Below are 14,167 nucleotides of genomic sequence, written 5' to 3' on the forward strand. Positions count from 1 at the left end.
GCAAATTGCTCGCTTGTTTTAGGTCACCGGTTGCCCGGTGGCGCTATGCTAACCGGACCGACGGGCGGCCACAAATTCTGTAGGCCGGGTAAGCGTAGCGCCACCCGGCATTGACATTTACGCCTGCTCTTTCGCGGTCGGTTTCGGCAAGAAACCTTCCAGCACAATCAGCGCTGCGCCGATGCAGATCGCACTATCGGCGAGGTTGAAGGTGGCGAAATGCCAGTCGCCGACGTAGAAGTCGATCATATCGACCACGAAGCCGTGCCACAGGCGATCGAACAAGTTACCCAGCGCACCGCCGATAATCAGGGCGTAGGCAATATTGTTCAGCTTTTGCGTCGCCTTCGAACGGTACATCAGTACCGTCAGCACCACACAAATGCCGATCGCGATCCCGGAAAAGAACCAGCGCTGCCAGCCGCCGCTGTCGGCGAGGAAACTAAACGCCGCGCCATAGTTGCGGGCATAATGCAGATTAAGCGACGGGAACAGCGGAACCGTCTCCCCCAGAGCGAAGTTCTGGAGGATCAGGAATTTGCTACCCAGATCGATAATCAGCACGGCTACGACGACCCACAGCCAGCGTAGCCCCGTTGAACAGATCGATTTACTCATCAGGCGAATTTACGTTGCTCGCCGTTACCGGCGACGTTGCTCACACAGCGACCGCAGATTTCTGCGTGTTCCGCTACCTTGCCGACGTCACTGGTGTAATGCCAGCAGCGTGGGCACTTCTCGCCCTCGGCTTTACTCAGGACCACTTTCAGCCCTTTCAGCAGATCGCTCTGCCAGGCATCAGCCGGCGCCTGCGCATAATCGGCAACGTTGGCGCCGGAGGTCAACAGGACAAATCGTAATTCATCGCCCAGCGCGTTGAGCTTGGCCGCCAGGTCGGCATCGGCATACAGCGTGACCGCTGCTTCCAGAGAGCCACCGACTTTCTTATCCGCACGCGCTTGCTCGATCACCTTGTTGACTTCGCCGCGCACCTTGAGCAATTCATCCCAGAAACCGTCGTTCATCGCTTCATCGTCGGCCAGGCCGAACAGACCTTCATACCACTCGCCGGTGAAGACATATTTCTCACGATCGCCCGGCAGGTAGCCCCAGATTTCGTCCGCGGTGAAGGACATGATCGGCGCCATCCAGCGCACCAGCGCTTCCACGATATGGAACAGCGCGGTCTGGCAGCTGCGACGCGCCACGCTGTCCGCTTTCGCGGTGTACTGGCGGTCTTTGATGATGTCGAGGTAGAACGAGCCCATTTCGATGGAGCAGAAGCGCATCAGGCGCTGTACCACTTCATGGAAGTCGTAGGATTCGTAGGCTTTCAGGATATCTTCCTGTGCCGCCTGCGCGCAGCCGACTGCCCAGCGGTCCAGCACCACCATCTCTTCCGGTTTAACCATGTCTTTCGCTGGATCGAAACCGTTCAGGTTCGCCAGCAGGAAGCGCGCGGTGTTACGGATACGACGATAGCTGTCCGCGGCGCGTTTGAGGATCTCATCGGAGACCGCCATTTCGCCGGTGTAGTCGGTGGAAGCCACCCACAGACGCAGGATATCGGCGCCCAGCTTGTTCATCACGTCCTGCGGGCTAACGGTGTTACCGATAGACTTGGACATTTTGCGGCCCTGGCCATCGACGGTGAAGCCGTGGGTCAGTACCTGGCGATATGGCGCTTTGCCTTTCATCGCCGTGGAGATCATCAGTGAAGACATGAACCAGCCGCGATGCTGGTCAGAGCCTTCCAGATACATGTCCGCGGCGTGACCGGCGAATTCCGGACGCACATCAACCACGGAAGAGTGGGTCGACCCGGAGTCAAACCACACGTCGAGGGTATCCGGCACTTTCTCGTAGCTGTCGGCGTCATCGCCAAGGATGTCGCGGGAATCGAGATCCCACCACGCCTGGATGCCGTCAACTTCAACGCGTTTCGCCACTTCTTCCATCAGTTCGAGGGTACGCGGGTGCAGTTCGTGGGTTTCTTTGTGCACGAACAGCGACATCGGCACGCCCCAGGTACGCTGACGGGAGATACACCAGTCAGGGCGGTTAGCGACCATCGATTCGATACGCGCCTGGCCCCAGTCCGGGATCCACTGCACGCCTTTGATCTCTTTCAGCGATTGCGCGCGCAGGCCTTTCTGATCCATGCTGACGAACCACTGCGGGGTGGCGCGGAAGATGATCGGCGATTTGTGTCGCCAGCAGCACGGATAGCTGTGCTGCATTTTTTCCACGTGCAGCAGCGCGCCGCTGTCACGCAGCATCTCAACGATGATGTCGTTGGCTTTGAAGACGTTGATGCCATCCAGAGACGGATAGGTACCAGGCAGGTAAGCACCGTCCGGGCCAACCGGGTTGGCGATTTCCAGACCGTATTTCTGGCTGATGGTGTAGTCGTCCGGACCGTGGCCGCCGGCGGTATGCACCGCGCCGGTACCCGCGTCCAGCGTCACGTGGTCGCCAAGGATCGCCGGCACGTCGAAATCGAGGAACGGATGCTGGAAGCGCATCAGTTCAAGTTCTGAACCTTGTACCGCCGCCAGGATACGGTAATCCGTAACGCCAACGCGCTTCATTACGCTCTCAACCAGGTCTTTCGCCAGGATCAGCGCCTGACCGTCAACCTGCACCAGCGCGTAGTCGAATTCCGGCGACAGAGAGATGGCACGGTTAGCCGGCAGGGTCCATGGCGTGGTGGTCCAGATAACCAGGGAAACCGGGCCGTTGACGTCGGCTACGCCGAATTTCGCCAGTACCGCGGCTTTGTCTACCGCGTGGAACGCCACATCGATAGACGGAGAGGTTTTGTCGTAATACTCCACTTCCGCTTCCGCCAGCGCGGAACGGCAGTCAACGCACCAGTGCACCGGCTTAGCGCCTTTATGCAGATGACCGTTGCCGATGATTTTACCCAGCGCACGGATAATGTTGGCTTCGGTTTTGAAGTCCATGGTCAGGTACGGACGCGACCAGTCGCCCAGCACGCCCAGGCGGATAAAGTCTTTACGCTGACCGTCGATCTGCTCCGCGGCATATTCGCGGCACTTGGCGCGGAATTCTGCGGCGGTGAATTTCTCACCCGGCTTGCCGTATTGTTGCTCGACTTTCAGTTCGATCGGCAGACCGTGGCAGTCCCAGCCCGGAACGTACGGCGAGTCATAGCCCGTCAGTCCTTTGGACTTAACGATAATGTCTTTCAGAATCTTGTTAACCGAGTGACCAATATGAATGCTGCCATTCGCATAAGGAGGGCCATCATGCAGAATGAAGGTTTTTTTGCCTTTTTTGGCTGCACGAATGATGCCGTACAGGTCATCATCGGTCCAACGCGCCAGCATTCCCGGTTCGCGTTTGGCGAGGTCGCCACGCATAGGGAACCCTGTTTCCGGCAAATTCAGGGTCGATTTATAGTCACTCATCAGATTCTCGGTTCCGTATTTCGGTTTGATAAACACCAGCGGCTCAGGCCTGGCTGGTCAGCCCAAATAATTCGCGGGCCGTTAACTCATCACGTGCGATTTGCGCCTTCAGCTCGTCCAGCGACGCAAACCGCTGCTCGTTACGTATCTTTTTACGCAGTACTACATTGATATGGCGACCGTAGAGGTCCATTACAACGTCCAACAGATGTACTTCAAGCTGCTGACGCACGCCCGCGACCGTTGGACGGGTGCCAATATTGGCGACGCCCGCTATGGGTTTGTCGCCCAGCCCTGTCACTTCTACCGCATAGACCCCTTTAACCGGGGAAACCTGACGACGCAGCGGTAAGTTCGCCGTCGGAAAACCTATGGTACGGCCCAGTTCATCACCATGAACGACGCGTCCGGAGATGCTAAACGGATGGCCCAGCAGCGTCTCCGCCAGCAGGAGATCGTCATCCGCCAGCGCCTGACGCACCGCCGTACTGCTGATACGCACCCCACCTTCGCAGAAAGTCTGGGTGCTGGTCACGTCGAAGCCGTATTCCGCTCCGGCCTTTTGTAATAACAAGAAATCCCCCTGGCGACCAGCGCCAAAGCGGAAATCATCACCGACGGCAAGGAACTGCACACCCAGGCGGCGCACCAGCAGTTCGCTGATAAAATCCTGCGCCGTCAGCGCGGCGAAACGGCGGTCAAAGCGAACGCACAGCACATAGTCGACCCCGCTTTCAGCCAGATAGCCCAGCTTTTCACGCAGGCGGGTCAACCGCGCCGGGGCTTTATCGGCGGCAAAGAGCTCCAGCGGCTGGGGTTCGAAAATCATCACCACCACCGGTAAACCGCGCTGGCGGCCCTCTTCGCGCAAGCGCTGCAGCAGTGCCTGATGCCCACGATGCACGCCGTCAAAATTACCAATGGTCAGCACGCACCCGTGCGGGGCCTGACTGAGATTATGTATGCCGCGTATCAGCTTCATGTCTGGCTCAAAACAGTGAAAATCGTCCGAGTATACCTTGTACAACTGTCAACGTTAACCAGCGATTGCACCTCGGCAACGAAAGTTCTCAGGAATTCATTCACTCAGCGCGAGAAAGCGGGAAAACTGGCCGCGCCCGGCGATTTTTATGGTGGAAAAGCTGTATTCGCCTGCAACAAGCTGGTAGAATCTTGCGCCATCACTACGTAATGAAGCGCTGTGGTGTTAAACGGCGCTTATTTGCACAAATCCATTGACAAAAGAAGGCTAAACGGGCATATTCCTCGGCCTTTGAATTGTCCATATAGAACACATTTGGGAGTTGGACCTTGGCTAATATCAAATCAGCTAAGAAGCGCGCCGTTCAGTCTGAAAAGGCTCGCAAGCACAACGCAAGCCGTCGCTCTATGATGCGTACTTTCATCAAGAAAGTATACGCAGCTATCGAAGCTGGCGACAAAGCTGCTGCACAGAAAGCATTTAACGAAATGCAACCAATCGTGGACCGTCAGGCTGCTAAAGGTCTGATCCACAAAAACAAAGCTGCGCGTCATAAAGCAAACCTGACTGCACAGATCAACAAACTGGCTTAATCGCCTGCTTGCTGAACTTTGTTAAAGAAACCCGCGAAAGCGGGTTTTTTTATGCCCGCCATCTTCCCCCGCTAACGCGCGCTGGCGCGGCCAGCGCCACGCCAGCCCACGCCGGCAGGCTATCGGGGTTCGGTAAACAGTGACGAGTAATCGCGATTACAGATGCGCTGAACCGCGGGATGCTGAATCATTCGCTCGGCAAAAATAGCGTGATACTCCTCCATCACGCTATCCATGCGGCCAATTTCGATAATCGATTCGTCATAGTAGAAATCATGCGCATAGAGCGTCGGCGCGACAAATATCGCATTATGCGCGGCGCCGAAGGCTTTCATGAGCGCCGCATCGTCAAATTCGCCGAGGATCTCCACCTTCAGGCCCTGCACGTTAATCCAGTTCAGCAGTTTACGCCCCAGCATCGAACGCCGACCGGGGATCAGCAGCCGCCGCTCTTCCAGACAGGCCGGAAACGGCTTCGTCGGCGCCGGATTCATGCACCAGAAGCTGACGCTGCACTCGCCAATCTTCACCGAAAATAGCCCTTCCTGCTGTGTCGAGTCGATCGGACAGTCAGAGATAATCATATCGAGCTTATGCTGGCTCAGTTGCTCCAGCAGCAGCTCATGGGTGGATTCAAAACAGCGCAGATGGATCTGCTCACTCTCAACGACGGCGGCATCCAGCACGCCGCTGACCAGCCGCTTGGATAACGCATCAGCGACGCCGACATCAAACAGCAGATTCGACTCTTTGCGGTAGTTGACGATGTCGAGCATCTCCTGGCTGAGGGTAAACATGCGGTCGGCATAGCGGAAGACCAGCTCGCCCAGCTCACTCGGCTCCAGTCCCCTTCCTTTTCGCTTAAACAACTTACCCTGCAGGCGTTCTTCCAGGGCTTTGATCTGCCCGGTAATCGTCTGCGGCGTCAGAAACAGCGCCTCCGCCGCGCCAACGACGGACCCTTCTTTATACACGTGCCAGAAGTAGTACAGATGGTTGTAGTTGATATGTGACATGCTTCTCTCCCTGATAATGTCCAGGAGAGCCACGCAGGCTCTCCTGCAGAAAGGTTATACCGCGAGGCGAGTCTCCGTCACGCGCTGACGCAGTATGAGATATCCGATGACTGCTGATAGCACTGAGCCAATCAGGATGCCAAGCTTGGCCCAGTTGATCAACGCGGGGTCGACGCTGCCGAAGGCCAGAGTGGCGATGAAAATCGACATCGTAAAGCCAATCCCACACAGAATACCCACCGCCATGATCTGCTTGCAGGTGGTCCCCTCCGGCAGCGAGGCCCACTTCAGCTTCAGCGCCAGCCAGCAGAACAGGCTGATCCCCAGCGGCTTGCCGATAAACAGCCCGGCCATAATGCCCAGCGGCAGAAGCGACGTCAGTCCGGCCAGGGTGACTCCCTGCAGAGAAACGCCAGCGTTGGCGAAGGCGAACAGCGGCAGGATCATAAACGCGACCCACGGGTGCAGGACATGCTCAAGCGCTTTGGCCGGTGACTTGCCATGCTTTTCCTCGAGCGGGATCATAAAGCCGACGATCACCCCGGCAAGGGTCGCATGAACGCCAGACTTCAGCACCGCCGTCCACAGCACCGCGCCAACCAGAATATAGATCCCGGTACGCCGCACGCCGCTGAGGTTCAGGGCCACCAGCACCGCAATTGCCGCCGCCGCCACGCCCAGCGAAAGCATGGACAGGTCGTGGGTATAAAACAGCGCGATAATCACGATAGCCCCGAGGTCATCAATAATCGCCAGCGCCATCAGGAAAATCTTCAGCGCCGTCGGTACCCGGCTACCTAACAGCGCCAGCACACCGAGCGCAAAGGCAATATCCGTCGCCGCGGGGATCGCCCACCCCTCTCTGGCGACAGGATCCTGGGCGTTAAAAGCCAGATAGACCAGGGCCGGCACAATCATCCCGCCGAGCGCGGCAATCACTGGAAACACCGCCTGACGACGGCTCGCCAGCGACCCCTGAATCAGCTCACGTTTGACCTCCAGGCCAATCAGTAAAAAAAACACCGCCATCAGGGCATCATTGATCCATAACAGCATGTTCTTATTGATCTCCAGCGCCCCCACTCGCAGCTGAACTGGCGTCTCCAGGAAGGAGTGATACAGACCGCTGGTCACGCTGGTATTGGCCATCACCATCGCCAGCGCGGCGGCAATGATTAAGACAATGCCGCCGGAAGCATCGCTACTAAAGAATCGTTGCAGATGTTTCACTTTTACTTTCATCCTGTTGGTGAATAACTCGATAAAAGCATAATACACACACTGATAACTCGAAAAAATCAGATTTAAATTGCTTTAAAGTTCGTTTTTTACGAATAAAAGAGGAGGCGTAAGGCAAAAAAAGCCCGGGCAGCAAGGCCCGGGCCGGATATCAGGAAAAGCGGAATTAGCGGGTCAGGTCGTCGAAGAACTTCTTCACACCGTCGAAGAAGCTTTTCGAACGCGGGCTGTTGTTTTCCCCGGTCGGGCCGCCGAAGCTCTCCTGCAGCTCTTTCAGCAGCTGCTTCTGCTTCTCATTCAGCCCTACCGGCGTCTCCACCACCACGCGGCACAGCAGATCGCCCTGGGCGCCGCCGCGAACGGATTTCACACCTTTGCCGCGCATACGGAACAGCTTGCCGGTCTGGGTTTCACCCGGCACTTTCAGACTGACGCGACCGTCGAGCGTCGGCACTTCAATCTCACCACCCAGCGCCGCCATCGTGAAGTTGATCGGGACTTCGCAGTACAGGTTATTACCTTCACGCTCAAAGATAGCGTGCTGCTTCACCTGGACCTGTACGTACAGATCGCCTGCCGGTGCGCCATGCTCGCCAGCTTCGCCTTCGCCCGCCAGACGGATCCGATCGCCGGTGTCCACACCTGCCGGAATTTTAACCGACAAGGTTTTCGTTTTCTCTACACGCCCATGACCATGACATTTGTTGCATGGATCTTTAATCAGCGTACCGCGTCCCTGACAGTGCGGACAGGTCTGCTGTACCGCAAAGAAGCCCTGACGCATCTGCACCTGGCCTGCGCCATGACAGGTCGGACAGGTCTGCGGCTTGCTGCCGGCCTTGGCGCCGCTGCCGTGACAGACGTCGCACTCTTCCAGCGTCGGAATACGGATCTCTTTGGTGACGCCGCGCACCGCTTCTTCCAGCGTCAGCTCCATGTTGTAACGGAGATCGGCGCCGCGCGCCGCGCGCTGACGACCACGTCCGCCGCCAAAGATATCGCCGAAAACATCGCCAAAGATATCGCTGAAATCCGCACCGCCGCCAAAACCGCCGCCGCCGCCCATGCCGCCCTGTTCGAAGGCCGCGTGGCCGTACTGATCGTAGGCCGCACGCTTCTGGGCATCAGTCAGGATTTCATACGCTTCTTTGATTTCTTTAAATTTGGCTTCGGCCTCTTTATCACCCTGGTTGCGGTCCGGGTGATACTTCATGGCCAGGCGCTTGTAAGCCTTTTTGATTTCACGCTCTTCCGCTGTTTTGGAGACGCCTAAAATCTCGTAGTAATCTTGCTTTGCCATCGGTGTTTTTCAGCCCCTTAACATGCGTGCACGGGCGGAGAGGAAACCTCTTCGCCCGTGCCAGTGTTTTACCCGTTCAAAGGGCGATTATTTTTTATCTTTCACTTCTTCGAACTCAGCGTCGACAACATCGTCGTCTTTCGCGTTGCTCGCCTGAGCGTCAGCGGAACCCGCCTGCTGCTGAGCGTGCTGCTGCTGAGCAATTTCCATCAGCTTCTGAGAAGCCTGCGCCAGCGCCTGCATTTTCGCTTCGATGTCCGCTTTGTCTTCGCCTTTCAGGGAAGTTTCCAGAGCGGTCAGCGCAGACTCGATAGCGGTTTTGTCATCAGCCGGCAGTTTATCGCCTGCTTCTTCAACCTGCTTACGAGTGCTGTGCAGCAGATGGTCACCCTGGTTACGGGTCTGTACCAGCTCTTCGAACTTACGGTCAGATTCGGCGTTAGCTTCTGCTTCGCGAACCATTTTCTGAATTTCTTCTTCATTCAGACCGGAAGACGCCTTGATGGTGATCTTCTGCTCTTTACCGCTGTTTTTGTCTTTCGCGGAAACGTGCAGGATACCGTCAGCATCGATGTCGAAGGTGACTTCGATCTGCGGCATACCGCGCGGCGCCGGGTTAATACCATCCAGGTTGAACTGACCCAGTGATTTGTTATCAGACGCGCGTTTACGCTCACCCTGCAGCACATGGATGGTTACCGCAGACTGGTTGTCTTCTGCAGTAGAGAACACCTGGCTGTGCTTGGTCGGGATAGTGGTGTTTTTGTTGATAAGCGCTGTCATCACGCCGCCCATGGTTTCGATACCCAGCGACAGCGGGGTTACGTCCAGCAGCAGAACGTCTTTCACATCACCCGTCAGTACACCACCCTGAACCGCTGCGCCGATCGCCACAGCTTCATCCGGGTTAACGTCTTTACGCGGCTCTTTACCGAAGAACTCAGCGACTTTTTTCTGCACCATCGGCATACGAGTCTGACCACCAACGAGGATCACGTCGTTGATATCGGAAACGGACAGACCGGCATCCTGCAGGGCCACTTTCAGCGGCTCGATGGAACGGTTAACCAGGTCTTCTACCAGGCTTTCCAGTTTCGCGCGAGTCACTTTGATATTCATATGTTTCGGACCGGTCGCATCTGCAGTGATATACGGCAGGTTAACGTCGGTCTGCTGAGCAGAAGACAGTTCAATCTTCGCTTTCTCAGCGGCTTCTTTCAGGCGCTGCATGGCCAGCGGGTCGTTACGCAGGTCAATGCCCTGATCTTTCTTGAACTCATCAACGAGGTAGTTGATCAGACGCGTATCGAAGTCTTCACCGCCCAGGTGGGTGTCACCGTTGGTCGCCAGTACTTCAAAGGTTTTCTCGCCGTCAACTTCGTCGATTTCGATAATAGAGATATCGAAAGTACCACCACCGAGGTCGTATACCGCGATAGTGCGGTTACCGACTTCTTTATCCAGACCGTAAGCCAGCGCGGCTGCGGTTGGTTCGTTGATGATACGTTTGACTTCCAGACCGGCGATACGGCCGGCATCTTTGGTTGCCTGACGCTGCGCATCGTTGAAGTAAGCCGGTACGGTGATAACCGCTTCAGTTACCGGTTCACCCAGGTAATCTTCAGCCGTTTTCTTCATTTTTTTCAGCACTTCAGCAGAGATCTGCGGCGGTGCAGTTTTGGTGCCTTTCACATCCAGCCATGCGTCGCCATTGTCTGCGGCAACAATTTTGTATGGCATGATAGAAACGTCACGCTGAACTTCTTCGTCCTGGAAGCGGCGGCCAATCAGGCGTTTAATCGCAAACAGGGTGTTTTGCGGGTTTGTCACTGCCTGACGTTTAGCCGGCTGACCAACCAGAGTTTCACCATCCTGGGTATAGGCAATGATAGAAGGCGTGGTGCGATCGCCTTCGGCGTTCTCCAGCACGCGTGCAGTAGTGCCATCCATAATCGCTACACAAGAGTTGGTAGTACCCAGGTCGATACCAATAATTTTACCCATCTAAACGTCTCCACTAAAAATTCGATCAACATGTGGTTGTGAACCTGTAATAAGGGCGAAACGTGCGGTTTCAACTGCCCAGACATCATTTTTTTTCAGGTTCTTCACTGCGGTTGACTACAAGATGGGGTCGCCCACCCCGGCATCAAGGGGCAAGCCTAAAAATTTTTTGCACCGGGCCCCGACCTGAGTCGTGAAAAGCGTCCCGAGCGACATTGTCAGGCGCCAAAAGAGGCAGCGAAATGCATATATAAATGATGAATGTAAAAACAAAATATATTCATAATATCATTGACATAACCCGCAATACTTGCGCGCTAATGGCCCCACGCCCCTGGTGATAATATCCCTCGCCGTCGCACTTTACTTATTCAGGGGACAGATTGATGAAACCACTATTCCGGATTTCCGCGGGGCTTATCCTCGGCTTATCGTTTATCACCTCGGCGGCCGCCAACGACCATAAAATCCTCGGTGTGGTAGCCATGCCGCGCAATGAAACCAACGACCTGACGCTGAAACTCCCGGTCTGTCGGGTCGTCAAACGCATTCAGCTCAGCGCCGAGCGCGGCGATGTACAGCTCTCCGGGGCGACGGTCTACTTTAAGGCCAGCCGCGGCGCCAGCCATACGCTGAACGTCCCCGCCGGGATAAAAGAGGGCAGCACCTCCGGCTGGATCAACATCAATAGCGATAACGACAGCAAACGCTGTGTGAAGAAAATCGCCTTCTCCGGCCACACGGTCCACTCCTCAGATATGGCCTCATTAAAAATTATCGGCGACGACTAACCTCGTTATCCTGAGGAGGGATGATTTATGCATATTAACTATCTGGCAGATGACGATCTGGCCTTTCTTCCTGAGTGCAGCGAGGCGCATCTGGAAGCTTTTACCCGTATTCTGACCCACGGCGAAAACGGCAAACCCCGCCTCTCCAGCACGCTGCTGCGCAACGAGACCTTTTTAGCAATGGAGGGCCACCCTGAACGCTATCGCCGCAACTGGCAGCTGATTGCCGGAGAGCTACAGCATTTTGGCGGCGACAGCATCGCCAACACCCTACGCCGCCACGGCAAATTTTATCGCGCGATCCTGCTGGATGTGTGTAAACGGCTGAAGGCGAAGGTCGACAAACAGATGACGACGCCGCAGATCGAACAGCAGTTACTGGAACATTTCCTGCAGCACAGCTGGAATAAGCTGGATGCGGAGCAAAAGGCACAATTTCTTGCCGCGGTGGATTGCCGGAGCCATGAGCTGGAAAATCTGTTGCCCCATCTGCTGAGGCACCGCAAGCTAAGCGAAGGGGTCGCCCTGTTGCTGGACGAGCGCTTAACCGCCATTCTGCGCACCCATGCCGCCGTAAGCGTTATTGGTCATGGTCTGGTGCGCGGCGCCGGGCTGGGCGGGCCGCTCGGCGCCGCGCTGAACAGCGTCAAAGCGGTGAGCGGCAGCGCTTACCGGGTCACCATCCCTGCGGTCCTGCATATTGCCTGTTTACGGCAAATGATCCAGCCGCCGTCGGGCGCAACAGAAATTGGTGAAAAATACCCCGCCAGATCATAGACAGCCCTTCAGCGCCTCATTATTATGCCGCGCCCCGCCGCCAAGTCGCGGGGTAATGCTTCCCTTTTAATGATAATTTTGAGGAATTATGGGCAACACTAAGTTGGCTAATCCGGCACCGCTGGGCCTTATGGGCTTCGGCATGACCACTATTCTGCTTAACCTGGCGAATAGCGGCCTGTTCGCATTCGATGTAGCTATCCTGGCGATGGGCATTTTTTACGGCGGCATTGCGCAAATTTTTGCCGGCCTGCTTGAATACAAGAAAGGCAACACCTTTGGCTTAACCGCTTTTACCTCCTACGGCAGCTTCTGGCTGACGCTGGTGGCTATCCTCCTGATGCCGAAAATGGGTCTGGCGGAAGCGCCTAACGCGCACTTCCTCGGCATGTACCTCGGCCTGTGGGGCGTCTTTACCCTGTTTATGTTCTTTGGCACCCTGAAAGCAGCACGCATGCTGCAGTTTGTCTTCCTGAGCCTGACCGTGTTGTTCGCGCTGCTGGCGATTGGTCATCTGGTGGATAACGAAGGCATTGTGAAAGTCGCTGGCTGGGTCGGCCTGGTTTGTGGCGCCAGCGCTATTTACCTGGCGATGGGTGAAGTGCTGAACGAGCAGTTCGGCCGCACCGTGCTGCCGATCGGCGAACCACGTTAATCGTCCGCCGCCGTCCTGTCACAGGGCGGCGGCAGGTCATCATCGGTAAACCAGACTCAACGCTGCAGTTCCCCTTCCGGCAATCCCGCCGACGCCGTCATCCCCTGACGCAGCCAGATACCTAATCCTAGCCCCATCAGCGAGAGGGCCAGCACATACCAGGCTGGCGCCATCGGCGACACGCCCATCAGCATGGTGACCGCAATCGGCGTCAGGCCGCCAAAGATCGCGTACGACAGGTTGTAGGAAAATGAGATGCCGGTGAAGCGCACTTCAGCCGGGAAGGCCCGCACCATGACATAAGGCACCGCCCCTACCACCCCGACGCAGAGCCCCACCGTGCCGTAGAGCAGAAACAGCCGCTGCGGGCTGGCGCCGGACAGGTGGTAAAATGCCCAGCTGGCAACCGCCAGCAGCAGGCTGCCGACGATGAAAGTCCGGCTGGCGCCAAAGCGATCCGCCGCCAGCCCGGCGAGCAGACAGCCGATGCACAACATAATCGTGGCGATGCTATTGGCCTGCAGGGTAATCGCCGGCGCGAAGCCATAGTGTTTCTGCAGCCAGACCGGCGACATCAGGATCACCACCACCACGCCTGCCGACAGCAGCCAGGTCAGCAGCATAGAGATCACCACCGCCTTCTGGTGCTTCAGCGCTACCGCTTTTACCGGCAGCTCCTGCGCCAGCGCTTTACGCTGCTGCATCTCAAGAAAAATCGGCGTCTCCTGCAGCCAGCGACGCAGATACATCGCAATCAGACCAAATACACCGCCCAACAGGAAGGGGATCCGCCAGCCGCCGTCGTGGATCCCCTGCGGCGTCAGGCTGGTGTTGATAAGCGTCGCCACCACCGACCCCAACAGAATGCCAACCGTCAGGCCGGCCGTCAGCGTACCGCAGGCGATACCAATGCGTTTTTCCGGGACATGCTCGGCGACAAACACCCAGGCGCCAGGAACTTCCCCGCCGATCGCCGCCCCCTGCAGAATACGCATCAGCAGTAACAGCAACGGCGCGACGATGCCCACCGAGCTATAGGTTGGCAGCAGGCCAATCGCCAGGGTCGGCAGCGCCATCAGCAGGATGCTGAGGGTGAACATTTTCTTGCGTCCCACCAGATCGCCAAAGTGGGCCATGATGATCCCCCCCAGCGGGCGCGCCAGATAACCGGCGGCGAAAATGCCAAAGGTTTGTACCTGACGGAGCCATTCGGGAATATCTGCGGGAAAGAAGAGCTCACCGACGACGGCGGCAAAGAAAACGAAAATGATAAAGTCATAAAACTCCAGCGCGCCGCCCAGGGCGGCCAGCGTCAGCGTTTTATAATCCTGGCGGTTTAGCGGTCGGTTTGCATATGACATAACGCGATTTCATCC

At 56.6% G+C, this 14,167-nt stretch carries 12 protein-coding genes and 1 pseudogene; 4 read left to right on the forward strand and 9 right to left on the reverse strand.

Annotation, left to right across the window (positions count from 1 at the left end; genetic code table 11):
* Positions 1–117 precede the first annotated feature (117 nt).
* From lspA to R0140_RS27840, 4 genes and pseudogenes are all read right to left on the reverse strand, one after another.
* A complete protein-coding gene (gene lspA, locus R0140_RS23185; protein WP_008807492.1) occupies positions 118–618 on the reverse strand; it encodes a signal peptidase II in 501 nt (166 codons plus the stop codon).
* The gene (gene ileS / locus R0140_RS23190; RefSeq protein ID WP_032691334.1) at positions 618–3,434 is read right to left on the reverse strand and encodes an isoleucine--tRNA ligase; all 2,817 of its coding nucleotides are present in this window, start codon (positions 3,432–3,434) and stop codon (positions 618–620) included. Before ileS ends, lspA begins: the two co-directional genes overlap by 1 nt.
* A gap of 43 nt (positions 3,435–3,477) precedes the next feature.
* Positions 3,478–4,416, reverse strand: a complete 939-nt coding sequence (gene ribF / locus R0140_RS23195; protein ID WP_008807494.1) for a bifunctional riboflavin kinase/FAD synthetase — start codon at positions 4,414–4,416, stop codon at positions 3,478–3,480.
* A gap of 7 nt (positions 4,417–4,423) precedes the next feature.
* Positions 4,424–4,629, reverse strand: a pseudogene (locus tag R0140_RS27840) (DUF2575 domain-containing protein); the annotation flags it as partial.
* A gap of 116 nt (positions 4,630–4,745) precedes the next feature.
* Here R0140_RS27840 and rpsT point away from each other — a divergent pair.
* Positions 4,746–5,009 carry a 30S ribosomal protein S20 gene (gene rpsT, locus R0140_RS23200; protein ID WP_002887965.1) on the forward strand — a complete coding sequence of 88 codons (264 nt, stop codon included), beginning with the start codon at positions 4,746–4,748 and terminating at the stop codon, positions 5,007–5,009.
* A gap of 119 nt (positions 5,010–5,128) precedes the next feature.
* Here the strand turns inward: rpsT and nhaR are convergent, their stop codons facing one another.
* The 4 genes from nhaR to dnaK all read right to left on the reverse strand — a co-directional run bounded on the left by nhaR (position 5,129) and on the right by dnaK (position 10,568).
* Positions 5,129–6,025 carry a transcriptional activator NhaR gene (nhaR, locus tag R0140_RS23205; RefSeq protein WP_008807495.1) on the reverse strand — a complete coding sequence of 299 codons (897 nt, stop codon included), beginning with the start codon at positions 6,023–6,025 and terminating at the stop codon, positions 5,129–5,131.
* Positions 6,026–6,079: 54 nt separating this feature from the next.
* Complete coding sequence (gene nhaA / locus R0140_RS23210) at positions 6,080–7,255, reverse strand: Na+/H+ antiporter NhaA (RefSeq protein ID WP_008807496.1); 1,176 nt, start codon at positions 7,253–7,255, stop codon at positions 6,080–6,082.
* Positions 7,256–7,430: 175 nt separating this feature from the next.
* Complete coding sequence (dnaJ, locus tag R0140_RS23215; protein ID WP_008807497.1) at positions 7,431–8,564, reverse strand: molecular chaperone DnaJ; 1,134 nt, start codon at positions 8,562–8,564, stop codon at positions 7,431–7,433.
* Positions 8,565–8,651: 87 nt separating this feature from the next.
* A complete protein-coding gene (dnaK, locus tag R0140_RS23220; RefSeq protein ID WP_008807498.1) occupies positions 8,652–10,568 on the reverse strand; it encodes a molecular chaperone DnaK in 1,917 nt (638 codons plus the stop codon).
* A 386-nt stretch (positions 10,569–10,954) separates the two neighbouring features.
* Here dnaK and R0140_RS23225 point away from each other — a divergent pair, with 386 nt between their 5' ends.
* From R0140_RS23225 to satP, 3 genes are all read left to right on the forward strand, one after another.
* Complete coding sequence (locus R0140_RS23225; RefSeq protein ID WP_008807499.1) at positions 10,955–11,359, forward strand: DUF2541 family protein; 405 nt, start codon at positions 10,955–10,957, stop codon at positions 11,357–11,359.
* Between the two features lie 27 nt (positions 11,360–11,386).
* On the forward strand, positions 11,387–12,136 hold the full coding sequence (gene msyB, locus R0140_RS23230) for an acidic protein MsyB (protein ID WP_008807500.1): 750 nt from the start codon (positions 11,387–11,389) through the stop codon (positions 12,134–12,136).
* A gap of 88 nt (positions 12,137–12,224) precedes the next feature.
* The gene (gene satP, locus R0140_RS23235) at positions 12,225–12,791 is read left to right on the forward strand and encodes an acetate uptake transporter (RefSeq protein ID WP_012542907.1); all 567 of its coding nucleotides are present in this window, start codon (positions 12,225–12,227) and stop codon (positions 12,789–12,791) included.
* A 56-nt stretch (positions 12,792–12,847) separates the two neighbouring features.
* On the opposite strand, the gene R0140_RS23240 is transcribed toward satP, so the two are convergent.
* On the reverse strand, positions 12,848–14,152 hold the full coding sequence (locus R0140_RS23240; protein WP_016160273.1) for an MFS transporter: 1,305 nt from the start codon (positions 14,150–14,152) through the stop codon (positions 12,848–12,850).
* Between the last annotated feature and the right edge of the window lie 15 nt (positions 14,153–14,167).

It is taken from the genome of Klebsiella sp. w6, from assembly GCF_033100215.1.
In the GTDB taxonomy this organism is placed as follows: domain Bacteria; phylum Pseudomonadota; class Gammaproteobacteria; order Enterobacterales; family Enterobacteriaceae; genus Klebsiella; species Klebsiella variicola.